The sequence below is a fragment of the Paenibacillus rhizolycopersici genome, assembly GCF_014947195.2.
Taxonomy (GTDB): Bacteria; Bacillota; Bacilli; order Paenibacillales; family Paenibacillaceae; genus Fontibacillus; species Fontibacillus rhizolycopersici.
The window spans coordinates 141,481-164,150 of sequence record NZ_JADCNN020000008.1 but is presented as its reverse complement, the minus strand read 5'-3'; the positions used below and the strand labels follow the sequence as shown (position 1 = coordinate 164,150).

Here is a 22,670-nt window from a genome sequence, read left to right as displayed (position 1 = left end):
AACCTGTGTCATTACTGGATGTCAAACCAATCGAAGCAGGCTGGAGCCTCACATGCCGCACCATTGCCCGCCGCGTATAAACCAACGACAACGCCGGTAAAGCACATCTTTGAGACATAATCCTCGGGAGACAAAGCTAACGCAGTCTCCGAAGCCAATTCGGTCCACTGACGGCCGTCCAAGGAATAACAGAGCGTGTACTTGCTCTCGTCCGAGCGGATCTTCAAATGCACCGCGTCCGTATACACCGGCACGATGACCGCAATTCGTGTCTCCCCGCGGACGGTCACTCGGGCAACAACCTTGTTCTGACCGTCGTCCCTAGTTAGAAACACCTCGTAATGAGCAGCTTCATCCCGGCGAGCACATAAACCGGCTTCTTCGCCATCCTGGATCCCCTTGAATTGTAGCAACGTGCTCCATTCCGCTTGGACTTGTTGCTGCCTTCTGCCAACGAAGGCTACCGGGGCCACATCGTTTAACCCCGCAGCCTGCCCGCGTAAAGACAGCCAACCCGGACGTTCGCTAAGCGACCAGCTGCCCTCCACCGGATTACGAAGGAACGTCCAGGCCGGGGACAACGTATCCCCATCGAAATCGTCTTTCCCTACCAAGGCGGGATCCACGGCGTCCTCCGATCCATTCCCCGGCACCCGCGGCACGCTCATTTGGAGCTGGACCAAACCTTCGTTGTTGTCGATCATCGGCCAGCCATCTTCACTCCAGGTAACCGGAGCAAGGAAGGTTTCCCGTCCCAGCACGCTATAACCCGAACTAACTAACCGCACCCCAAGAAAGACAGCCCACCAATCGCCGTTCGGGTCTTCAATCAGATCGGCATGACCGAGATATTGAATCGGATGCTCGAGGCTGCGGTGAGTTAAGATCGGCTCCGGGTACAGCTCAAACGGTCCATATGGACTGGTGCCGCGGCCGATGATTTCCCGATGGTCCTTGGCGGTACCGCCCGAGGCAGTCATGATGTAGTACATGCCGCGAATCTTATACAAATGCGGACCTTCCGTCCAAGGCCCCCCATCGCCGTGCCAAATAACTACCGGCTCACTTAACGCTTCCCCGGTCGCAATATCGATTTCATATTGGATCGCGTGGGAGTCGTAATCTGCACCTTGCTGCGCCGTCACGTAAACCTTCCCGTCCTCATCGAAGAACAGCGACGGGTCGATCCCGCCATACGGGATGCGGATCGGATCGGACCAAGGGCCTGCGGGATCGGTGGCCGTGACGTAAAAATTACCGATTCCCCTCACATCCGTCGTGATCATATAGAACACGCCGTCATGATGGCGAATCGTTGTCGCATAGATACCGTCCGAGCTTAACCGATCCCGAAGATCCAATTGACTTGGCCGGTCCAGCACATGGCCGATCTGTTTCCAATGGATTAAATCCCGGCTGTGGAAGATCGGTACGCCGGGGAAGTATTCAAACGAACTGTTCACCAAATAAAAATCATCCCCGGCCCGAGTGATGCTCGGGTCGGGGTAAAATCCGGGTAAAATCGGATTCGTGTAAGAGATTGGGGATTTCACCATTATTCTTTGACACTCCCTACGTTAAGTCCTACAACGAAATATTTCTGCATGAATGGATACACAAGCAGGATCGGCACGGATGCGACGACGGTGACCGCCGCTCGGATGGATAACGGAGTTACCCTCGCCGCGGCCGTATCTTGGGTCATACCCACCCCTGCCGCAACGGCCGGGTTACTGTTCGCGTTCATACTGGAAGACAACAACTTCATGAGTTCGTATTGCAAGGTGCTGAGCTCCTGTTTCGAAGAGGTGTAGATAAAAGCATCAAACCAGGAATTCCAGGCTCCAACGGCAACGAACAAAGCGATTGTAGCCAATACCGGCTTACAAAGCGGGAAAATAATGGTCCAGAAGATTTTGAAATCGCCTGCGCCGTCAATTCTTGCCGACTCCACCAAACTTTCAGGAATCGTCCCGATGTAAGTTCGGATGACAATTAAGTTAAATGCACTGATCATAGAAGGCAGAACGTAAACCAGGAAGTTATTGAGCAAATGCAGGTCCTTCATCAGGAAGTACCCCGGAATCAAACCGGCGTTAAAATACATCGTCAAGACAAAGATCGTCGTAATCGGTTTGCGGAATACGTATTCCCGCCGGCTTAACGTATAAGCCAGCATCGTCGTCAGAAAGATATTCAAGATCGTCGACAATACCGTTCTCGCTACCGAGATTAGGAATGCATCATAGATGGTGCCGGATACGAAAACCGCTTTGTAGTTCTGCAGCGTAAACTCTCTTGGCCACAGGTAGATCCCGCCGCGGATCGTGTCATTGCCAGCATTCAAGGATACAACAATCGTGTTCAAGAAAGGATATAGGGTGACAATGACCAGGAAAATCATGAAAATCGTATTAATTGTATTAAAAAGAATCGGCTCTATCCGGCTTCTTCCTACTCTTCGATTGAATGCAGCAGCAGATACTCGCTCTGGGCTGATCGATTGGTTCGCCATCTCTATAACAACCTCTCTTCCCCTAGTCGCTTCGCCATCCAGTTCGCGAGGAGCAGCATGGTTATGCTAACGACCGTTTTGAATATACCGCCGGCGGTTGCCAGTGAGTAGTTGCCTTGAGCAATCCCGTATTTCAGAACGAAGATATCGATCGTTTCCGCCCAGTCGACGACCAGACCGTTACCAAGCAGGTACTGAACTTCGAAGCCGGCCTCCAGGATATGACCGATGGACATGATCAGCAGAATGACGATCGTTGGTTTAATGCCGGGAAGCGTGACATGGAACATTTTCCGGTACCGGCTCGCTCCGTCAATATCCGCGGCTTCATAAAGGGCTGGGTCGATCGCGGCCATGGCGGCCAAATAAATGATTGTATTCCAGCCAACCTCTTTCCAGACGTGGGAAGCGCCAACGACACCCCAGAAATATTTGCCTTCACTTAACCATAAAATGGGTTCCTTGATCAAATGCAGCTTCATCAGGACATCGTTGATAATCCCGTCCGAAGCAAGGGACGTCGCGACGATCCCGGTAACGATGATCCAGGACAAAAAGTGCGGAAGATATGAAATCGTTTGGACGGTTCTTTTCCAAAATATTTTTTTGATTTCATTCAGCAACAAAGCTAGTATAATCGCGGTTATAAAACCTAGCACCAGGTTAATGAAACCCATTGCCACTGTATTGCGCAGCACCCGGAGGAAGCTGTCATCCGTAAACAGAAATTTGAACTGTTTGAAGCCGATCCATTCCTGCTGAGCAAAGCTCCTTGCTGGTTTGTAATTTTGGAATGCCATCGTCCAGCCCCATACCGGGTAATAAGCAAATAATATGATATAAGCCAATAACGGGACCGACATAAAAATCAACTGCCGCTGACTCTTGACAAGGGACCAGGTTATTTGCTGTTTTTTTCTTTTTTTTGCTTTCGGGACGACGCGTTCCTTCGTTAAGGTCTCATCCATAATTGTTCTCCCCACAAAGCCTATTTTTTCGGAAAATGGAAGGCTCAGCGCCTTCCATTCTCCGATTTAATAATTACCTTATTTCACTGTCCAGCTGTCGATTCTCCATTTCAGCACTTCATTGATGCGGTCTTCGTAAGCTTTGATGTTGAGTTTACCGATCTCCCCGGTATACTCAGACCAAACCTTGTCGAAGTCGGCCGGATTGGCCAAAATAGCTTTAGGCAGATATTTCGTAGACAGATCGTTTTGTTTGGTGTTGACAATCTTGGCATCAGAGCCTTCCACCAAGTCAACGGACCATGCCGGGTAAGAAACCTCATTTTCCGGAGCTGGGCTGAAGAAGTCAACATAGCTGTTGTAGCCGTAGGCTGCCAGGAAGTTCTTGTCGTATTCTTCCAAACCTGCTTGGTATTCTTCAGGTTGTGCGGCCGCATCGGTCGCATTACCGTCGCTGAAATAGCCTTCCATTTTCGGACTGAATTTGTGAAGCGCATCCGCTTTATTAGCCAACTTCCAGGTGGCATCCGTAAACTTGTCGCGTTGATCCTGGGTTTTCATAAAGCGGCCTTCTTCGGTGACGATGTAGTCTTCGCCCTCAATACCCCAGGACATAACTTTTTGCCAATCTTCCTGAATCAGGCGGTCCCACATCTTGAGAATTTTGATTGCTTTCTCTTCGCCGGCATTGACGCTGATACCGAAGCCGTTGTTCAGATTCAGCGCTGGGCGGTCCAAATAGTGGTCCTTGATACTTGTATCATAGACCAGCGGTAAGCCAACATAGGTTCTTTCGTGATTTTTCGCGGTAATCAACACGTTCTCGGCGTCTTGGAAGTTCCAGTGCTGGTCAAACATCCCGAGTACGGTACCGCTGGAAAGTTTAGCCATATATTGGTCGTAGTTTTGCGTAAACGTTTCTTTGTCGATCAAGCCTTGCGCGTTGACTTCGTTCAGCTTTTGATAATATTGCTTCGCGATATCTTTGTCCGCAAAGATTTCGGCTTTCCCGTCTTTAACGATAACGCCGCCGTCATTCGGATGGCCGACCAGATGCTGAGGAGCATTGAACAAGCCCCAGTTTCTCCAGTCGTAGTTCAAAATTTCGAAACCGATCGTCGGGCTGCCGTTGATGGTCGGATTCTTTTCCTTGTACTTCGCGATCAGGTCAAAATATTCGTCAAGCGTCTTCACTTGCGGGTAACCGGCATCTGCCAGAACGGCCTTTTGAATCCAGAAAGCCGGTCCCGAATACCAGGTCGTGCTGACTTCCCCGTTATAAGCCCCGTAGTTCGGAAGAATGTAGATATGGCCGTCGTTCGGGTCCTTCATCATGTTCCAGTATTTTTCATAGTGCTTTTTCAAATTTGGAGCGTGTTCTTCGATGAGGTCTTCCAGTGGGATATAAGCGCCCGCCGCCGTCAATTTCGTATTGCCCGTCATGATATCCGGGTAATCGGAGCCTGCGATCATAACGCCGAGCTTTTGGTTGATGTCCCCGGCGAGGAATTCGAATTTGAACGTTGCGCCAAGCTCATCTTTGATCTTCTTGTAGACCTTGTTGTCGGCCGTCGGCTGCTGACCGGCTTCCCCGATGAATGCGGTAATTTCAAACGGTTCAACCTTATCCCCGGCGTTGTTTCCGGTTGTTGCTGCCTGATTGCCGGTGTTGTTGTCGGCTTTGGTAGCGTTGTTTTTGCCCCCGCCGCATCCCGCAAGGATGACGCTGAGCGATAACAACAGAATCACGCTGAGCCGGAGCATTGATTTTGTCTTGCCCCCCATGTAAAGCACCTCCGTCATGATTTGTTGATGTTCAGGCGTTTTGTAAGCCCTTTCATCAACTTATCTTTATTGTAAAAGCGCTACCAAACCGTAACTAGTTCACAATTAAAGTTTTAACCTTCAAAATCTCAGTTCCTGTTTCTGTATTCATTAGGCGACATTTGTAATCTTCTTTCAAATTGCTTGAGGAATTGACCGTAGTTAGCGTAACCGACCCGTTCGGCAACCTCGCCATTGTTCAGGGTTCCGTCCCGGAGCAACTTTACGGCTTCTTCAATCCGCAAATTATGGATCATCTCGTTAAAATGAACGCCGTTTCTCTTCTGCAGCAGCTGGCCCAAATAGACCGGATGCAGGTAAAAGACCTCCGCCAATTTCTTAATCGTTAGCGGCTCGCGGAAATGCTCCTGAATATAGGCGTTGATGTTCTGGACGACCCCTTGGGAACGCTGAGACTTGACTTCAAGGAGCAGATCGATGATCTCCTTACCCACGGAATGAATAAGGTCCACCAACTCCCGCATGGTATAAACGGCGGATGCCTTTCCGGGGATATCGTATCGACTCTGCAGCTCCGACGCCTTGTCCGGGAGTTCGTCCAAGTGCTCCAGCATCAGGTAGAACAAGTGAATCACGAATTTACGCACGATGTCCGGTGCAAGTGAATTCTCCCGGAAACGGTCTTCCGCTTGGGACAAACCTTCCTCCAAGCCGGATTTGTCCAACAACTGCAGCGCTCCCATGATCCGATCCACGAGCTCCGTTTGATCGTACTGGCTGCGGAATGTGAACCCGGCTACATCACGGTAAACCGTAATCCCGGCAAAGTCATCCGTATAAAAGCGGTGGATCAATGCCGTCTGGGCCTGACGGTACGTTTCTGAAATCTCCAGCAGACCTTCCGCACCTGCTCCCACGGTTGCAAAGGCGCCTAGAGTTCGGCACCAGTTCTCCAAATCCCTCATTCGAGCAAGCCCATCCTTGCCGTCAGTGTCAGGATCGAACCCGTATACCAAGGCAAAGCTGCCGGATTCCAAGTCGATCAAGTACATCGCTTCCCGCTCTTCGGCAAAAGTCGAGACTCCCTCTCGTGTCTCCGCCGAACTGCTGCTTCTGGGTTGGATGAGACAGACATTCCATGCCTTTCGAAGACTTGAAAGCACATCGATCCGCGGGGTATCCCCGGGGAGGCTCGTCGGTTGATTCAACAACACCTTCAGCAAGTTAACCGTCTCCTCGTAAGAAGCGATGCGGTTGATGCGCTGACGCCCTCGTTCCTCCACCAGCTCTTTATATATCGCCCCCAGTTCCTCGGCAGCCATCTCCTCATCAATCGGCTTCAGCAGATACCGGGTAATACCGAAGCGCAGAGCCCTTTGGGCGTATTGAAATTCACTGTACCCGCTGACGATGGCAAAGCTGACCGGACGGATATTTCGCTTCTGCCAGGTCTCGATCATTTCCAAACCGTCCATCACCGGCATCCGCACATCCGTCACGACCAGATCCGGCTGCAGTTTCTCGATCTGCTCCAGCGCCTCCGCGCCGTTGCTGCTGATACCACAAATATCGAAGCCGAGCTCCGGCCAGTTGATCCACAGCTGCATGCCTTCCAACGCTGCCGGCTCATCATCCACCAGTAACACCTTGAATTTCATGCTTGCCCCTCCCTGTCCATCTCTTTCTGGTGTTCAAGCAGCCGGATCGGGATCTCGACAGACACCACCGTCCCTTGTCCCGAATTGCTACTGATATTAAATCGAACCTGGTCGTTGTAATAGAGCTCGAATCGGCGATAAACGTTGCGGATGCCGATGCTGTTTCCTGAGGTGTTTTCGCTGCGTACGGAGAGCAATATTTCCCTCAGCTGCTCGGGTTCGATGCCTTTACCGTTATCCGAGATGACGATGCGCAGCCAACCGTCCGCCACGTTTGCTTTGACAGTAACGAGACCTGTCCCCTGAACCGCCTGGATCCCGTGCTTGCAGGCATTCTCCACCAGCGGCTGGATGCTCATCTTCGGAATTTTATAGTGCAACGCCTCCGGTTCGATATCGAATTTATATTCGAACTTATCCCGGAAACGGAACTTTTCGATTTTCAAATACATGTCGATGAACATGATCTCTTCCCCCAAAGTAACCAGATCCTCCTTCCAGCGCAGCAGCCGGCGCAGCAGTCTGGACAGGTTCTTGATGATGTCCGTCACGTCGGAATAATTGTTTTTCGTGCAGACGACCAAAATCGCGTTCAGGGTATTGAACAGGAAATGCGGGTTCATCTGGCTCTGCAAAAAGTTCAGTTCCGCCCGTACCCGCTCGGCTTCCAGGCTCTTCTGCTGGATTTCCAGCTTATAAACGTTGTTGATCAACGCATTGATCCGGGCGGTCATCATATTAAAATTACGGATCAAGCCGCCGATTTCGTCACGGCCTTCGTCGATGTTGATCAGATCAAACTTCTCGTTGGTTACCTTCTGCATATGGCGGGATAAGCGTTTCACCCGGTAATGGTATGAACGGAGCATCACGTAAATAAAGATCGACGTGAAAAAGGTGATCGCGGCCGCCAGCATCCCCACGAATAGCCTCATCTCGAACATCGCCTTCGAAACCCGCGTCCCTTGCGGGATGCCGATGAGACGCCAACCTTTGACGTACCGCGCGTTGCCGATCGCTACGCTTTCCACGCCCTTTTCCTCATTCGCCGCGGTCAGTTCGAATCGGGGATAGCCGTCGTTCTGCCCTTGCCGGTACCCACTGTTGGCCGACACGATGATCTCGTCGTTTCCGTTGACCAAATACAAATCCAGATAGTCCCGCTCCCGCATGATGACGTCGTAAATCTTGCTAAGGTCAATGTCGATCCGCAACACTTTTTCGAACATGTTATACGAATCATAGTAATCCATCTGCTCGATCACGCTGAAATACGATTCGATATTAGCTAGGTTATTGACCTGCGAAGCCCGGTAGGCCGCGATGACCACCGGATCCGTCGAGCTTTGCCAAATCCGGTACCACTCACTGCCCCTCACCTCATCATCGATCATGTGGTAATTACCGCCAGGAACAACCGTGGGATTGCTCGTGTAAATGCCGATCCGCAATATCTGGTTGTTGACCGGAATGTAGCTGGTGACCCGATTGCGCAGCTGCTCGTCAAACGTCTCATAGAAATCGAGCGGATCGGCGTACGTCTTTTCCATCTTCTCGTACAGCGTTTTATCCGTATTCAGGGCATGGCTGACGGCTACTCCGCCATCGATAAAATCAAGAATATCCTTTCGGGCACGCTCCATGGAAATGTCCAGGTTCTGCTCCTCGCGCTCTTTGATGAAGTCCGTCATCCGTCCCATAAGCAGCAAGTTAATGACCAAAATCGGCAATAGGACGCCAATGAGGTAGATCAGCAAAAATTTTGTGTTTAGCGGAATATCGTTAACCGTCCTCCGGAATCTCCATCTTCTCATGCTTGCACCACCTCGGGCTTATTCGGCCGGCTTTGTCCCTGCCTCGTTCTTGGAACCGTCATTGAGAAACTCAGATTTGTAAACAGAAGGCAACATCCCCGTCGCCTGTTTGAATTTGCTAATAAAATAGTCCGTATTCGGATAACCGACCTGAAGCGCGATATCGGAAATTTTCATCGGAGTACGTTTTAACAGGCGTTTGGCCTCCTCGATTCGCTTCTCGTTCAGATATTCGTTGAAGGGTTTTCCCGTTTCTTTCTTGAACACCTGTCCCAAATAAGTCGGGTTCATGTGGAACTTCTTGGCGAGGGTTTGCAGCTTCAATTTACTGCGATATTCCTCGTCCACGTACTGAATGACCTGAAACATCGTATTATTCTCGTTCTTCTGCCGTAACCCGGCGAGCAGCAACGAAGCCTCCCGGCACAGCTTGTGCAAATAACCCTTCAATGCCGGGTAATCACTCATGCCGTCTGGAGTTCCTGCATCCTCCTGCATGTGAACCATAAAGGCGTCGGCGTCGCCGCCCGCTCTCTTGATCTTGCGGCATAACGTCAGTTCCATGTTGCCTGCAAATACCCGGATGGAATCTACGCTCATCTGGCTGCAGGCGAGAGAACTAAAAGCTTCCTCCACCGCCGCCCCAGCTGCTACGGGGTCACCTTCTAACACGGCTTCAAGCAGGAGGTCAAATTTCCCCCTGAACGCGTCCTCCGTATTTGAGGGCTGCGGGTGAGGACAAGGTAGAAAGAAGCCGGTCTTCCCCCGTTCACGCTTCACTTTGACGGTCTCCAGCGTTTGCAGGTATAACTCTCGAATCGAGCGAATGCCCTTCCCGACCTCACTGACGGCAATAACCACCGGCCGATCCAGATCGGATAGCTCGCCGCTGATCGCCAGCCCAATCTCCTCCAGCCGCGGCGGCGGCAATTCGTCCGTACGGACGATCACCCCGACCCGGCCTAGGGCGTCAAGGAACAATCGATCGGTATTCTTGGAGAAGTACGTCGACACCCTCAGCTTTAAATCCGATGGATAACCGCCGGCGCCGGCGTCGATCAACATGCACAGCAGCTCCGGTTCTCCTCCCAACTGCAGAGCGACGGCTGCTTCTTGCTCCAACCGGTCTCCTTCCTCCCCCTGAATCAAGCGGTTCAAGATGTTATTCTTAAACAGCAACTGCTTGCGCGACGAGGCCTGCTCCATTTCCATCTCCTCCGCGATGGACTGACCCAGACGAGCCAGAATCGTCTCGAACTCATCTTCATCGATCGGCTTCAGCAAATACTCCGCAACCCGCTGCCGCATGGCCGTTAGCGCATAATTGAAATCATCGTACCCGCTCAAGATGACGAATTTGGGCGGCTTCGGCAACAACCGTCTGCTCCGTTCAATAAGCTCCAAGCCGCTGATCACCGGCATATGAATATCGGTGACGACTAGATCCGGCCGAAGCTCCTGCATTTTGGCCAGCGCCTCGGGACCATCCAGCGCTTCGCCGCATACTTGAAAGCCGTGCTTTTCCCAGTTCACCATAGTCCGAAGCCCTTCGAGCACCCAAGGCTCGTCATCCACCAGAAGCACTTGCCGCATGGCCGCGATCCCTCCCCCTCACGCGATTTCCCCTATTTATATCAATGCTTAAACTTGGCATGTAAGCGTACTCATTTTTATGCTAGCATAATTTCTCCTCTCGTGGAAACTTAATTTATCCAACAAACAAAGGCAGCCTAGAGCGGTCTGCTCCGAACTGCCTTTCCTGAACCCGATATATCACGGACTTCCTTACCTCTGTTGCCGCGGAGGGAATAACTTTCCCCAGAACTTACCTTGGCCGTTCCAGTTCAAAAATGTCTCCCAGCCGGGCGTAGCTGTTCCCCGCCAATCGACTGATCGGCTGCAATCCATGGGGGTCGATTCGTCCAGACTCGTACAGCTCCTCTTCGATGTGAAATCGAACCACCCGGCCGATCAGCAAATCGACCGAAGGGCCCTGCTCTTTACCGCCTAAGGGGATAGATCGTTCCAACACACACTCCATACGGATCTTGGCTTCGGCAACCCCCGGGACCGCGATCGCTTCGCTGGCGATGGGCGTGAGTCCTGCCGCCTCCACCTCGCTCTTCTCTGGAGGGAGCGGCGCCGCAGTGTGGTTCAACTCGCGAATGTACGCTTCATCCGCGATATGCACGACAAAGGCCCCCGTCGCCGCGGCATTCCGGGCCGTATCCTTCGACGCGCCGTTTTTCCGCTGTACCGCCAACGACACCATCGGCGGATCGGCCGTCACGATGTTAAAATAACTGAATGGGGCTGCATTGAGCACACCCTCAGACGACATCGTCGTCACCAGCGCAACTGGCCGCGGGATGACGCTGCCGATCAGCAGCTTGTAATTGTCCCTCTCCGTTTGCTGCTCCGGGTTAATGGATATCATTGACGGCACCTCCTTGAATCTATTAAGTGTTCAACAGATGATTTCGATACCATTCCGCCGCAGCTTGAACTTCGGTTTCGGTCAATTGATGGCCATATGGCTCCCAATGCACATGCACCTGGGCTCCGGCCCCGCTAAGCAGCCCTTTCAACTCCTCGGTTTCCTCCGGACGGCACATGGCGTCATTCCGTCCCGCCCCGATGAAGACGGGCAGCCCCGCCATCACCGGCAAAGAAACGCCCCGCCGCGGCACCATCGGGTGATGCAATATCGCCCCGCTCAGCGCACCCGCATGATGGAACAGCAGGCTTGCCGCAATGTTTGCTCCGTTGGAATAACCCACCGCGACGACGCGGCCCCGATCGAAGCCGTATTGCTCGGACGCTTCGTCCAGGAAGTCATGGAGCTCCTTCGTGCGCAGTACCAGGTCCTCCTCATCGAACACGCCCATCGCCAGCCGCCGAAAGAAGCGCGGCATCCCATTCTCCAGCACGTTGCCGCGGACGCTTAGCACCGCCGACGTCGGAGAGATCATCTCGGCCAACGGAAGCAGGTCCTGCTCCGTGCCGCCTGTCCCGTGAAGGAGAAGCAGCGTTGGAGCCGCCGCTTCTCCGCTTGCCGAACCCGGCTTGAAGATATGCTTCATCCCTGCTGATCCTCCTTCAGCACCCGGACCTCAAACGGGGTCAAATTTTGTTCGATCGCTTCACGGTGCGGTTCATACCAGGCTGGCAGCATCAGCTTTTCGCCCAAATGCTCCGGCGTTTCGTCATTGGCGAATCCCGGCGGGTTGGTAGCAATTTCGAACAAAATGCCGCCTTCTTCCCGGAAATAGACCGCGTGGAAATACTGCCGGTCGACGATTTGCGTCGGATGGTAGCCGTGTTCAGCAACCCATGTTCTCCATTCCTCGTGTTCCGCGAAATCCCGGGCTCTCCAGGCGATATGATGCACCGTCCCGGCGCCGCCCGCCCCGTATTCCATCGGTTTCACGTTTACGTCAATCACGTCGCCGAGGTCGCCTTCCGCTTTAAAACGGGCGTAGTCGCCGTCCTCACCGAGCTTCTTCAAACCCATGACGGTTTCGAGCAACGTAGCGGTTTTCTCCGGGGCGACACTGTAGAGCACCGCACCGCCAAACCCTTTGATCGCCTTGTCAGCTGGGACGCCGCCAAACGACCATGTGCTTTGCGGGCCGGCCGTACGTTCCACCAATTCCAGCTGCAATCCGTCCTTGTCGCGGAAATGGAGATACGTTTCGCCGAAACGGTTTGCCACAGTGGTGGAGATGCCGAATTGATGCAGCCGTTCCTGCCAGAAAGCCAAGGCACCAACCGGAATAGCGAAGGTGGTAATCCCTACCTGACCGGCTCCGACCCGGCCGCGACGGGCTCCCGGTGTTGGGAAGAAGGTCATGATGGTACCCGGATTCCCGTCCTCGTCACCGAAGTAGAGATGATACACTTCTGGCGCATCGAAGTTGATGGTTTTTTTAACCAGTCGGAGTCCAAGCACCCCTGCGTAAAAGTCAACGTTAGCTTGCGGATCAGTAGCAAATGCAGTAATATGATGAATTCCTGAAGTTGGATGTACCATGTGTAACTCCTCCTTATTTTTGGGAAAATCGATTCAAAATCGGTTATAGCTGACGAATTCTCCGACAGGTTTACGGTAGCCGCGCGGGCGGAAGCTGGAGGTATCCTCCTTGCCGATGGCAATCAGCATCACCGGCTCGTAATTGTCCGGGACATTCAGCAACCGACGCATCGCCACAGGATCAAACCCGATCATTGGGCATGTTTCCCAGCCGCGGTCTTTGGCGATAAGCATCATCTGCATGGCCGACAGGCTGGCGCTGCGGATCGCTTCCTCCCGCATGAACGCCTCGCCCCGGTTCTCATAGAAACCGATCGTATCGGACACAAGCTGGTCGTACTCCTGTTTGCTGAGCACACCCAAATTCAGCATTCCTTCGTTCATCGCTCCTGCGTCCTTATGGGCATCCCGTTTACCCAGTACCAGGATCACCGCCGAGGCTGTCAGGACCTTGTATTGCTTGGCCGCAGCCTCGTATACTTGTTCCTTCAATGCGGGGTCCTTGACCACCACATAGTGGGTATGCTGCAAATTAAACGCCGATGGCGCGAACTTCGTGAGATTGAAGATTTCTTCCAGTTCCTTGTCTTGGATTTCCACGCCGGGGATGAATTTATTCGCCGAACGGCGGGATTTAACGATAGTAGTAAAATCATGTTCATTCGAGTTCATGACTAGGGCTCCTTCCAGATTAGAAAAATCGTCGTTTTGCAACGGTGATCAAAGCAGCGCGTCGAGGGAGTAGGCCCCTGCGCCAGACAAGATCAACCCAACCGAAACAGCGATCAGCAGCAGATTGTATTCGTACCCGCCTGCGGTCGACCAGAATCCGTTCTTGGCGTGAACGGAGACGATCGCCACGATCATCGTGAGGATCAGCAGCGCCGCTCCAAACGGCGTAAACAGCCCTGCCGCCACCAGTAATCCCCCGCCAAATTCTGCGAGACCGGCTAATACCGCCATCAGCACTCCGGGTTTAATTCCCAGCGATTCCATCCAACCTCCGGTTCCTTTGGGGCCGTAGCCGCCAAACCAGCCAAACAGCTTTTGCGCACCATGCGCCATCATCGTGAATCCCAACACCAAACGTATAATGAATAAGGCCAATGCTAATGTCATGTTCATGACTCCTTTTTATGTGAATTTAGAGAATCTTTATATTAAGATATCAGAGCTGAGAAGACGTCTTCCGACGCCCTTCCCGCCGCCTATCAGAGCTTCGGAATGGTTAAGTCACTACTTGAAGCCTTCCTGTGCGGATTTACCCAGCTTCTTCAGCAGCATCGCGGCGATCTCCATCTCTTCCGGAGTAAGTCCGCTGACCGCCTCCTCAATAAGGCGGGCATGCTGCGGGAACACCTCTTCGATGAACTGGCGTCCTTGCTCGGTGATTTCCGCGTACACCAATCGCCGGTCTTCCGGGCAGTCCTGACGAGTCACGTATCCTTTCTTCTCCAGCTTATCTACGACATACGTAATGTTGCCGCTGCTCATCAGCACCTTGCTGCCGATTTGCTGAATCGGTTGTCTGCCCTTATGATATAGCAGATCCAGTACGCCGAATTCGGTCCGGGTTAATCCGTATTGCCGAATCCCCTTGTCGCTATGCGCATGAACCCACTCGCTAGCCCGGGACAATACGACGAACAAATGCAGCGCGTCGTCACTCTTCGCTTGATTCGTCATATCCACTCACCCCCCTGATTGTTCCGAAAGTATATCATAGGTTAACCCTAAATGACTTCGGTAACTCTCAATGTCGTTTGTCTTAATATTAAGATAAATGATATCGAGATAAATGTCAACCCTAAATGAAAACGGCCACCCCAGCAATGCGCAACTAACGCATCTGGAGCGACCGTTAAGTCATGGCGATGAGCGGAAACCAACTTATTTGGCAGAGTACCCGCCGTCGATGGGAAGCTCAATACCCGTGATGTATGAGGATTCGTCAGAGGCAAGAAACAACACGCCCTTGGCGATGTCCTCTGCTTGTCCAAGGCGCGGAATCGGCGTTTGCGACAAGAACCAGTTTCTCATGTTCTCGTCAGCCATCAAATCTTTGGTCATCGGCGTTTCGATGTATCCCGGATGGATGGAGTTGGCCCGGATGTTATGCTTCGCATAATCCACCGCCGTCGCTTTCGTAAGCAGGCGGACGGCCCCTTTGCTGGCCGTATAAGGCCCCGTGCCGCTGCCGCCGGTCAGTCCGGCAATCGAGGAAATATTAACGATGGAGCCTCCCCCACCGTTGATCATGTGCGGGATGACGTATTTTTGACCGAGAAATACGCTGGTGACATTGATGTTCATCACCTTGTTCCACAGCTCCAGGTCGGTCTCCAAAAAAGGCGTTGCGCTGGAGATCCCCGCATTGTTGACGAGGATATCGATTTTGCCGAACCGCGTCAGGGCTGTTTCGGTAACCCGCGCCCAATCTTCCTCCGACGTAACGTCCTGCGTTAAAGCTACCGCTACCCCGCCTTGATCCGTAATCTCTTTGGCAACGGCTTGAATTTTTTCGTCCTGAATGTCTGTAATGACGACTTTGGCGCCTTCTTTCGCAAACAACAGCGCGTCAGCTTTGCCCATCCCCCCGGCAGCGCCGGTAATTATCGCGATTTTATTGTCCAATCTTCCCATGTTTAGACTCCTCCTTGATCGGCCCATACGGCCGGACATTGTGTTCTATGTCAGCAGATAGCATGCTCATTCGGATCGAATTGTACCAGCATTTTCTCGAATGCCCGCAGCAATAAGTCCGTTTCTTCCTCCGAAAAATCCTCCCAAAGTTCACGCGTCATTTCTTTATATTTCTGTACCATGCGTTCCTCAACTTCCTGACCGGCCTCCGTGATGCATAGGAGAACGTTACGCCGATCGCTTTCCGGGATCACACGTTCAATGAGCCCTTTAGCCGCCAATTTATTCGCAAGATTGGTGACGGCCGGCAGGGAGACCTCCAGCATCTCGGCCAAATCAGAGCAATTCTGCTGACCCGCTCTGGATAAAATTTGGAGAATCAAGTATTGGGGAGCCGTCAATTCTGGATCGAGTATTTTGGCGTATCCAACGACGAATCGGGTCATTTGCATCGACATTAACAGCGATAACCGCTCCCGCTTATTCAGCACGGATCCCCTCCTTATGAGTTAATAATTAATAATTATTACATTTGAATAATTAATACCTCTTAACAATTTCACTATCATAGTACTTCTTCTAGCAACCTTCGTCAACTCCCTAACCTATTCTTTACCATCGCATGAAAAAAAAGACGCCGATATCGGCGTCGATCCCTCCTCTTATTTTTCGCAGCGGCCTTATTTCTTCCCCCGCATTGACGCACTAGTCCGCACGTTCGTCAGGACGTTGACCGCGAATACGATAACGCTGATCACGACAAGCGTTCCGCCGATCGCCACCAAAGGCTCCAACTGTTCCGAACCGGTCAGTACCAGCGATAAGCTGATCATCATGACCGGAAGTCCGATGGAGTACGTCCAGAACTGGATTTTGCTCAGCAGGCTCTCCCCTGCCCCTGGAAACAACACATAAATCACGCCAGCTAGTGCGAAGGATGCCCAACCTAAAAGATTTACATGGGCATGCACGCCCGCTAATGTATAGTCATGTTGCATGGACATGTACATGCCTAGCAATACACCGATGACAAAATAAACGACTGAAACCTTAAGATACGTAATCCCCATACCCGACGCCCCCTCCAATAGGAACAAGTTATCCTTACATGTTCAAAATATGTCACAATGGAGGGGAATATTCGAAGAGCTTCTAGGTTCTAGCGCCACTCTTCCGGCAGCAATCGCGCATAATGCGGCTGAAGGTAACGGTCGTCGATCAGGGCGAGGCGGCCCTGGTCGGTCTCCGAGCGGATCAGGCGTCCTCCGGCCTGAAGCACCTTGTTCATGCCGGGGAATACGTAGGCATAATCGAAGCCGTTTCTCCCGGACGTCTGGAAGTAGTCGCGGATCAAATTACGCTCCGGGCCGATTTGCGGCAACCCGACGCCCACAATCGCTACTCCTGTCAGTCGATCGCCCACAAGATCGATCCCCTCCGAGAAGAGGCCGCCCATCACGGCAAAAGCGATGAAGGTCCGACCCGGAGCCGGGTTAGGCATAAAGGCGGCCAAAAACCGCTCCCGATCCTCCTCGGTCATCCCGGATTGCTGCAAGAGCAGCTCTGTCCCTTCCTCCGCGACAGCGGCAAAGTCCTCGTAAATCATGTTCATGTAAGCGTAGGAAGGGAAGAAGAACAGATAATTCCCCGGCCGGCCACGAGTTACTTCCTGCAAAGCGCGAACCAGAGGAACTCGGGTCTGCTCCCGATCCTGATACCTTGTCGAAAGCGGCAGCACAACCACCTCCAGCTGGTCGCGAGAAAACGGCGAGGAGAGCGATACCGTATAATCGTCCGGCCCCGCCCCCAGCATATCGCGGTAATAAGCCATCGGCGATAACGTCGCCGAGAAATAAATGCGCGAGCGGAACCCCTTGCCCATCTCCTGCAGCAAATGGGAAGGATCCAGGCAAAACAACTTGATCCGCACGTCCTCCCGGGTGACCTCCGTATAGGTCACGAACCGTTCGTCGTACAGCTTGCCGATCCGGCCGAAATGCAGGGCCTCGAAATATGCCTGGAGCAGCAGCTCCCGCGCGTCTGCCTCCAAACTCCCCGGAGAGCCGGTCTGCCCGGCGGCGGACGGTTCGAGTGCCAGTTCCCGTTCTGCCGCTTCGGCAAAAGCCTCCGCCCGCTCCAGCAACAGCTCTGGCGCGGCTAAATCGGTCTGGAACGACGATCCTTCGGCCCGCTTCTTCAGCTCGATAAACAAGGCGTTAACGGCTTTGGCTGCTTTCGCAACGGACGGGCTCTTCTCTTTGTACGCTCGCTGCAGCGCCAGGAAGCCGGATTTCCGCAGCTCGGCGGAATACATCTCCCTCGCCCGGTCGACTAAATTATGGGCCTCGTCGATCAGCAGGGTGGTTTCCTTCTTCTGCTCCGCGAACATGCGTTGCAGGGACACTTTGGGATCAAATACATAATTGTAATCACAAATCGTGACATCGGCGGCATAAGACAAGTCCAACGAAAATTCAAACGGGCACACCCGATGCTTGCGGGCGTACGCCTCGATCACCGGGCGAGTGAGCTGTGTCTCATTCGCCAAGATATCCAGGATGGCCCCGTTGATCCGGTCGAAGTAACCATCGGCATAGATACAGTCTTCTTTGTTGCAGCGGACTCCTTCGCTGAAGCAGATTTTCTCCTTGGCCGTTAGGGTCACCACCCAAGCTTGCAGCCCCTGTGCTTCCATCAACGCGAAGGCGTTCTCCGCGGCGGTTCGGGTAATCGTCTTGGCCGTGAGGTAATACAGTTGATTCAATTTACCTTCGCCCATCGCCTTGAGCGCCGGAAATGTGGTGGAAATCGTCTTCCCGATGCCGGTCGGCGCCTGGGCAAACAAACCCACCGCTTCCTCGATCGTCTTGTATACCGCGCCCGCCAGTTTCCGTTGCCCGGTCCGGTAACCCGGAAACGGAAACGCCAGCTCCGCGATGCTCCGGTTGCGCTCGCGCCGATGGTCACGAAGCAAACGGGCGTACGGAGCATAGTGCCTTACGACGTCATGGATGAACGTCTCCAGCTCGTCCAACCCGGCCCGCATCCGAAATTGTTTGCGCTCCCCCGTATCCAGCTGCACATAGGTCAGCTGTACTCCCATCTCGCGTTGCCCGTTGGCTTTGGCGTACATATAGGCGTAGCACTTCGCCTGCGCCCAGTGTACGGGGTACGTATCTTCACGGATCGCCGCCAAATCGCCAGCCGTCGATTTAATCTCGTCGATCGTCCATCCGCCGTCCCCGCCAACTAACAGCCCATCGCATCGCCCGTCTACAACGAAGAGGAGATCCCCACAGGGAATCTCCGCCTTCAAGTACACTTCTTTCTGATCGCCTTCGCCGTATTGCTTCTGCACCTGCTGATGCGCCTTCGTGCCTTCCGTCAGCGAGACCGCCGTGCGGAAGCCGCTTTCCAAGCTGCCGCTGCGGAACACATACTCCACCAGAGGACGAACCGCGATATTTACCATGGATTCATTTGCCATTTGCTGTTTGTCACCGCCGATACTCTTGGAGAACATTTGTTCCATTAGTATACCATGACGAATGACAGATCGCTATCTACGGCGGCGCAGCCTAGATAAGCTTAGCGACGAACGTGGATCGCCCGAAACTCGTCTTCCAGTATGCTCATCAGAATCGAATCATGGTACGCATGATCGTAGAACAACGCTTCCCTCTGCACGCCTTCGCGTTTGAACCCTAACTTCTCGTAAACATGCATAGCCCGCCCATTATAGTCAAAAACATTAAGTTCGATCCGGTGCAGCCCCAGTACGCCAAATCCGTAATCCAGCATTAGCTTCATCGCCTCGCTGCCATAACCCTTCCCCGTGTCCGCCGTCTGGTTAATTGCAACTCGAATGTTGCAGCAGCGGTTACTCGGGTCGATGTCCTGGAGAGCGATATCCCCGATCGGCCGGTCATCCTCCCGCCGTACGATGGCCAGCAATACGCTGGAATCGTCCTGGCCTTTCCGCTCCAGATAGGCGGCGATGAACTCCTTGGTGAAGTGGCGCTTTGTCCCCGTCCATCTTCTCATTTCCGGCTCATGCAAATTTTGATAATACCAATCGACATCCTCCACGTTCATCGGGCGCAAATACACCTTGTCCCCCATTAAAAATCCTGCGTAACTCATCGTAATAATCTCCTTTTCCATCTCTCTTTTCGCATCTTAACACGGTACTGTATACTTAAAAATATACAAATAAATCTAAATTTAAAGGACAGTTTGGATGATAAGTGACGGGAGGGATCCTAACCAATGTATATTTTACCGCAGCCCCACGACGGCAGTCTGGCCGGGCGGTCCTACCGATATGTCGAGATTTACGAAATGTTTAAGCGCGAGATTATCGCCGGATCGCTCCGCGAGGAACAACGACTGCCCTCGATCCGCAAACTGGCGGAGTTTCTGGGCATCAGCACAACCCCTGTCGAGTTGGCGTACCAGCAACTCATCGCCGAGGGGTTTATCGAGAGCCGTCCAAAACGGGGATATTTCGTCGTTAAGCTGCCGGAGCCCTATCCGTCGTTTGCGCTGACCGGCAGAAATCCGGAACGCGAGCTCCCGCCCCATACGGATACTCCTATGCCAAAGCCAGATTCAGAACCAAATCCGAGGAGCCCCCTACCACCTCTCTACGACTTCCATCTATCTAAAAATGATTTTAGCTTGTTCCCCTTTAAGATATGGAAAAGGCTATATAACCAGCTCTTCCGCCCGGAAACCGCCGAACTGTTATTCTATGGGGACGCTCAGGGCGATCCGGAACTAAGGCGGGAAGTCGCCGAATATTTAAGCCGATTCCGCGGGGTCCATGCTTCCCCGGATCGGATCATCATCGGAGCGGAACAGCATTTGCTGCTACTGCTGCTAGGGCAGATGTTGAACGCAGAGATCAACGCCGTCGCCGTTGAAGAACCCGGGTATCGAATCGTTCCGGCTACCCTGGCTGCGCTCGGTTTCACGGTGCACCCGATTCCCCTCGACGAGCACGGCCTGCGCCCGGATTTGCTGAGGACTAGCGGAGCGCGAATCGCCAGCGTGTCGCCGTCCCATCAGTTTCCGACCGGCATCATTATGCCGCTATCCCGACGGCTGGAGCTGCTGGAATGGGCCAAGGCCGTCGACGGCTACCTGATCGAAGACGATTACGGCGGCGAGCTTCGCTATCAGGGCAAGCCGGTACCGGCGCTGCAAGGGCTCGTCCCGAACGACCTCGTCATCTATCTCGGCGGCTTCTCCCAGGTACTCGCGCCTGATCTCTGCATCCATTATCTCGTGCTGCCTGAGCATCTGGTGCCCCGCTTTCACGCCTTACGGCGCCACACCCTGTTTGAAGCGTCCGCGTCGGGGATTCACCAGCGCACCCTGCAGCGGTTTATGCAGGAGGGACATTTCGAGCGGCATATCCGCCGGATGAGGAACCTGTATCGCAAAAAAAATCGGCAGCTCGTCGCCTCCCTGACGAATCATTTCGGGAAGCGGGCTGCCGTTACGGGCGATAGCGCCGGTCTGCATCTCCTCTTAAGCGTGAAATCCAGCCTGCCGGAGAAGGAGCTGCTGCGGCTGGCTCAGGAGGCCGGCGTGCGAATCGCCTCCGCTGCCTTCTACTGGAACGCGCCGCCGGAAACGGAGCAGAAGTCGTTTATGCTAGGTTTCGGCGGTATTGCAATGGAACGGATTGACGAAGGCGTATCCCGGCTATACCAGGCTTGGTCACCCTATCTTCATTGACCTTCAGCTCCCGTCATTGGTCGATTCGAATGTCGTAATCCTTCTTCAAGTACCGATGGATTCTTCGAAAATCGCCCGGGGTCAACTCGCTCAAGCGCTTGTGGCCCTGTTTCCATTCCCGCCCGAGCAGGATGCCCATCGTTTCCCCGGCCAACGCGGTGGTGGGAATGATGCGGGCACTTCCGTAAGCTTTGATCTCCGCGCCGATATTCTTGCCAGCCACCAGCACGTTGTCGTACGATTTCAGCTCAAAGGAACGAAGCGGGATTCCATATCGGTCCGGCTTGCCGTAGCCAATGCCTTTCTTCACGACGCGGGTGGCTTGCAAATCGACGGTATAACCCCCAACCGTCACGTTGTCCCAGAACATCCGGCCCGACATCACATCTTTATAGTTCAACACATAGTCCGTTTCATATCGATTATAGTCGCGGATGTACAAATAATCGGGGTACCCGTTCAGCTCGGCTTTACCGAAGCCGGGGATATGCTTGCGCAAGTATTTGGCGATATATGGGGCTTCCGCCTTCGCCCTTGCGACGGCGGAACGAACGGATTGCGGATCTGCCGGATCTACATCGTACACCAGCAAGCTGTTGATGATCACTTCGCCGTCCTTTTGATACGTCGCGTTTAAGCCCCGGAGCATCAGATGGGAATCCCGTGGCCTGTAATTATAGGTCAGATTGCTGAAACCGGTGGCGAAATCCCAATCCACATAAGTGTTGGCGCCGTATTTCTTGACGACGTTCGTTAACGGATAATCTTCTAGCACCGCTTGATGCAGTTTGTTCCAGTTCACGCTTTTAAACCGCAGCATGTAGGTAGCCGCCATATAATCCGGCTTCGTGCCGTTATACAAGCTTTCCATGCCCGGGATGCGTAGATTGCCAAGATGAACGGTCAGTGCGTTAAAATCCGTATTTTCCACAAAATACCCCGCCTGCACCTGATACAGCTTGCCGTCATTGGCCAGGTAAGTTACGGATTTCAGCGTTTTCCTTTGTTCTGTCCCTTGCCCGTCGGTATCTTCGATCTCCACCCCATCGATGGTGATGCCGCTGCGCAAGGGGATCTCGCGAATCAGCTTGCGATAATAGCTTTCAAAGGCGGGCAACTTGCGAATGTTCCCGGCCTTATAGCCATCGTACAGGGGCTTCAACTCGCCTTGGACCAGGCTGCGCTTGCGGTTGTCGTTGGGCTCGTCCAAGACCAGCATCTGCCCTTGGATCAGCTCCCCGCCCGGCTTCTCGCGCGGATCAAGAATCAGCACGCTCAAACCCGCAGCATGCGCTTCCCTCGCCAATAACACCCCTTCGATTTCGCTGCCGATCACGACGACATCGTATCCATTACAGCCCGTTCCACAGGGTGCGGAAGGTGGGGTCTCGCTCGCCGCCGATGCTGGCGCAGGAACACGAACCGTTTCAAGCAACAGCAAAGTACATAAGAACATGGATAGAAGCCGTAAAGCCAATGTCTGTTTTCTCTCCAAATCAGTTGGCATAA

20 protein-coding genes are annotated in these 22,670 nt (G+C 53.2%); 1 reads left to right on the top strand and 19 read right to left on the bottom strand.

Features of this window, described 5'->3' with window-relative positions:
• Nucleotides 1-11: 11 nt before the first annotated feature.
• The 18 genes from IM700_RS11285 to IM700_RS11200 form a co-directional block, all read right to left on the bottom strand.
• On the bottom strand, nt 12-1,556 hold the full coding sequence (locus IM700_RS11285) for a glycoside hydrolase family 43 protein (protein ID WP_193417002.1): 1,545 nt from the start codon (nt 1,554-1,556) through the stop codon (nt 12-14).
• Nucleotides 1,556-2,515, bottom strand: a complete 960-nt coding sequence (locus tag IM700_RS11280) for a carbohydrate ABC transporter permease (protein ID WP_155604820.1) — start codon at nt 2,513-2,515, stop codon at nt 1,556-1,558. Before IM700_RS11280 ends, IM700_RS11285 begins: the two co-directional genes overlap by 1 nt.
• 2 nt (nt 2,516-2,517) lie before the next feature.
• Nucleotides 2,518-3,483, bottom strand: coding sequence for an ABC transporter permease (locus IM700_RS11275; RefSeq protein WP_155604819.1), 966 nt, complete (start codon nt 3,481-3,483; stop codon nt 2,518-2,520).
• A gap of 78 nt (nt 3,484-3,561) precedes the next feature.
• Nucleotides 3,562-5,268: a type 2 periplasmic-binding domain-containing protein gene (locus IM700_RS11270; protein WP_155604818.1), complete on the bottom strand. Its 1,707-nt coding sequence runs from the start codon at nt 5,266-5,268 to the stop codon at nt 3,562-3,564.
• A gap of 128 nt (nt 5,269-5,396) precedes the next feature.
• Entirely contained in the window at nt 5,397-6,926 is a 1,530-nt protein-coding gene (locus IM700_RS11265) for a response regulator (protein ID WP_155604817.1), read from the bottom strand.
• On the bottom strand, nt 6,923-8,740 hold the full coding sequence (locus IM700_RS11260; protein WP_155604816.1) for a sensor histidine kinase: 1,818 nt from the start codon (nt 8,738-8,740) through the stop codon (nt 6,923-6,925). Before IM700_RS11260 ends, IM700_RS11265 begins: the two co-directional genes overlap by 4 nt.
• 18 nt (nt 8,741-8,758) lie before the next feature.
• Nucleotides 8,759-10,333 carry a response regulator transcription factor gene (locus tag IM700_RS11255; RefSeq protein ID WP_193417001.1) on the bottom strand — a complete coding sequence of 525 codons (1,575 nt, stop codon included), beginning with the start codon at nt 10,331-10,333 and terminating at the stop codon, nt 8,759-8,761.
• Between the two features lie 232 nt (nt 10,334-10,565).
• On the bottom strand, nt 10,566-11,177 hold the full coding sequence (locus IM700_RS11250) for a flavin reductase family protein (RefSeq protein WP_155604814.1): 612 nt from the start codon (nt 11,175-11,177) through the stop codon (nt 10,566-10,568).
• A gap of 22 nt (nt 11,178-11,199) precedes the next feature.
• On the bottom strand, nt 11,200-11,823 hold the full coding sequence (locus IM700_RS11245) for an alpha/beta hydrolase (RefSeq protein WP_193417000.1): 624 nt from the start codon (nt 11,821-11,823) through the stop codon (nt 11,200-11,202).
• Nucleotides 11,820-12,773 (bottom strand): ring-cleaving dioxygenase, encoded by a 954-nt coding sequence (locus tag IM700_RS11240; RefSeq protein ID WP_193416999.1) that lies wholly within the window; start codon nt 12,771-12,773, stop codon nt 11,820-11,822. Before IM700_RS11240 ends, IM700_RS11245 begins: the two co-directional genes overlap by 4 nt.
• Nucleotides 12,774-12,806: 33 nt before the next feature.
• Entirely contained in the window at nt 12,807-13,445 is a 639-nt protein-coding gene (locus IM700_RS11235) for a nitroreductase family protein (RefSeq protein WP_193416998.1), read from the bottom strand.
• 48 nt (nt 13,446-13,493) lie between these two features.
• Nucleotides 13,494-13,892, bottom strand: a complete 399-nt coding sequence (locus tag IM700_RS11230) for a DoxX family protein (RefSeq protein WP_155604810.1) — start codon at nt 13,890-13,892, stop codon at nt 13,494-13,496.
• 117 nt (nt 13,893-14,009) lie between these two features.
• Entirely contained in the window at nt 14,010-14,459 is a 450-nt protein-coding gene (locus IM700_RS11225; RefSeq protein ID WP_155604809.1) for a MarR family winged helix-turn-helix transcriptional regulator, read from the bottom strand.
• A gap of 204 nt (nt 14,460-14,663) precedes the next feature.
• Complete coding sequence (locus IM700_RS11220) at nt 14,664-15,416, bottom strand: SDR family NAD(P)-dependent oxidoreductase (protein ID WP_155604808.1); 753 nt, start codon at nt 15,414-15,416, stop codon at nt 14,664-14,666.
• Nucleotides 15,417-15,466: 50 nt separating this feature from the next.
• Nucleotides 15,467-15,907, bottom strand: coding sequence for a MarR family winged helix-turn-helix transcriptional regulator (locus tag IM700_RS11215; protein WP_336244894.1), 441 nt, complete (start codon nt 15,905-15,907; stop codon nt 15,467-15,469).
• Between the two features lie 189 nt (nt 15,908-16,096).
• Complete coding sequence (locus IM700_RS11210) at nt 16,097-16,486, bottom strand: heme-copper oxidase family protein (protein ID WP_155604807.1); 390 nt, start codon at nt 16,484-16,486, stop codon at nt 16,097-16,099.
• 89 nt (nt 16,487-16,575) lie between these two features.
• Nucleotides 16,576-18,903, bottom strand: coding sequence for an ATP-dependent DNA helicase (locus tag IM700_RS11205; RefSeq protein ID WP_193416997.1), 2,328 nt, complete (start codon nt 18,901-18,903; stop codon nt 16,576-16,578).
• Nucleotides 18,904-19,004: 101 nt separating this feature from the next.
• Entirely contained in the window at nt 19,005-19,559 is a 555-nt protein-coding gene (locus IM700_RS11200) for a GNAT family N-acetyltransferase (RefSeq protein ID WP_239483804.1), read from the bottom strand.
• Nucleotides 19,560-19,685: 126 nt separating this feature from the next.
• On the opposite strand from IM700_RS11200, the gene pdxR reads away from it, so the two are divergent.
• Nucleotides 19,686-21,161 (top strand): MocR-like pyridoxine biosynthesis transcription factor PdxR, encoded by a 1,476-nt coding sequence (gene pdxR, locus IM700_RS11195; RefSeq protein WP_193416995.1) that lies wholly within the window; start codon nt 19,686-19,688, stop codon nt 21,159-21,161.
• 13 nt (nt 21,162-21,174) lie between these two features.
• Here pdxR and IM700_RS11190 read toward each other — a convergent pair whose 3' ends face one another.
• Entirely contained in the window at nt 21,175-22,668 is a 1,494-nt protein-coding gene (locus IM700_RS11190) for an FAD-dependent oxidoreductase (RefSeq protein ID WP_193416994.1), read from the bottom strand.
• Nucleotides 22,669-22,670: the final 2 nt, after the last annotated feature.

Coding starts and splice junctions, on each gene's coding strand:
- pdxR (WP_193416995.1), top strand. CDS start 19,686: ATGTATATTTTACCGCAGCCCCACGACGGCAGTCTGGCCGGGCGGTCC.
- IM700_RS11205 (WP_193416997.1), bottom strand. CDS start 18,903: ATGGCAAATGAATCCATGGTAAATATCGCGGTTCGTCCTCTGGTGGAG.
- IM700_RS11210 (WP_155604807.1), bottom strand. CDS start 16,486: ATGGGGATTACGTATCTTAAGGTTTCAGTCGTTTATTTTGTCATCGGT.
- IM700_RS11220 (WP_155604808.1), bottom strand. CDS start 15,416: ATGGGAAGATTGGACAATAAAATCGCGATAATTACCGGCGCTGCCGGG.
- IM700_RS11270 (WP_155604818.1), bottom strand. CDS start 5,268: ATGGGGGGCAAGACAAAATCAATGCTCCGGCTCAGCGTGATTCTGTTG.
- IM700_RS11260 (WP_155604816.1), bottom strand. CDS start 8,740: ATGAGAAGATGGAGATTCCGGAGGACGGTTAACGATATTCCGCTAAAC.
- IM700_RS11255 (WP_193417001.1), bottom strand. CDS start 10,333: ATGCGGCAAGTGCTTCTGGTGGATGACGAGCCTTGGGTGCTCGAAGGG.
- IM700_RS11200 (WP_239483804.1), bottom strand. CDS start 19,559: ATGAGTTACGCAGGATTTTTAATGGGGGACAAGGTGTATTTGCGCCCG.
- IM700_RS11190 (WP_193416994.1), bottom strand. CDS start 22,668: ATGCCAACTGATTTGGAGAGAAAACAGACATTGGCTTTACGGCTTCTA.
- IM700_RS11250 (WP_155604814.1), bottom strand. CDS start 11,177: ATGATATCCATTAACCCGGAGCAGCAAACGGAGAGGGACAATTACAAG.
- IM700_RS11230 (WP_155604810.1), bottom strand. CDS start 13,892: ATGACATTAGCATTGGCCTTATTCATTATACGTTTGGTGTTGGGATTC.
- IM700_RS11275 (WP_155604819.1), bottom strand. CDS start 3,483: ATGGATGAGACCTTAACGAAGGAACGCGTCGTCCCGAAAGCAAAAAAA.
- IM700_RS11265 (WP_155604817.1), bottom strand. CDS start 6,926: ATGAAATTCAAGGTGTTACTGGTGGATGATGAGCCGGCAGCGTTGGAA.
- IM700_RS11235 (WP_193416998.1), bottom strand. CDS start 13,445: ATGAACTCGAATGAACATGATTTTACTACTATCGTTAAATCCCGCCGT.
- IM700_RS11285 (WP_193417002.1), bottom strand. CDS start 1,556: ATGGTGAAATCCCCAATCTCTTACACGAATCCGATTTTACCCGGATTT.
- IM700_RS11240 (WP_193416999.1), bottom strand. CDS start 12,773: ATGGTACATCCAACTTCAGGAATTCATCATATTACTGCATTTGCTACT.
- IM700_RS11245 (WP_193417000.1), bottom strand. CDS start 11,823: ATGAAGCATATCTTCAAGCCGGGTTCGGCAAGCGGAGAAGCGGCGGCT.
- IM700_RS11280 (WP_155604820.1), bottom strand. CDS start 2,515: ATGGCGAACCAATCGATCAGCCCAGAGCGAGTATCTGCTGCTGCATTC.
- IM700_RS11225 (WP_155604809.1), bottom strand. CDS start 14,459: ATGACGAATCAAGCGAAGAGTGACGACGCGCTGCATTTGTTCGTCGTA.